Annotated in this window: 1 protein-coding gene; it reads right to left on the bottom strand. The window is 48.7% G+C overall.

What is annotated here, in order from left to right:
- Positions 1–19: 19 nt before the first annotated feature.
- The coding region (locus ACS8FC_RS19845; RefSeq protein ID WP_439298048.1) for a response regulator transcription factor at positions 20–559 on the bottom strand (540 nt) is incomplete at its 5' end.

Raw genomic sequence — 559 nt, 5'->3', positions numbered from 1 at the left:
CTACTGGAAGTTTTTATCATTAGAGCACCAGTTGATAGCCTTTACCGCGTACCGCTTTTATTGGTTCGTCATGAAAAGGCTGAAGTTTTTTGCGCAGGCGAGACACATGCACATCAAGGCTACGATCAAAAGGCTGCAACTCACGCTGCAAGACATTCTCTGACAGCCATGCTTTGCTAACCACCTCCCCTTTTTGCTTGAGCAGCGCCACGAGTAAGTCAAACTCTGTTCCCGTCACTTGTAGCGCCACACCATCTATTTCACAAACACGCTGGTTTTGATCAAGATGCAAGCGACTCTCTGGTAGCGGCGTATGCTCAGACGTGGTCGTGTTGGTACGTTTAATCACAGCATTGATACGTGCCAATAGCTCGCGGGGGTTACAGGGCTTGGTGATATAATCGTCAGCGCCCAGCTCCAAACCAATAATGCGATCGATCTCCTCACCCTTTGCCGTCAGCATGATCACGGGGATATCACTGATATTTGGCAGTTGCCGCAGCACACTTAGCCCATCTATTTTTGGCATCATGATATCGAGGACGAGCAAATCATAAGC

The organism is Psychrobacter sp. 1Y4 (assembly GCF_051847555.1).
This window is presented reverse-complemented; position numbering and strand designations above follow the sequence as displayed.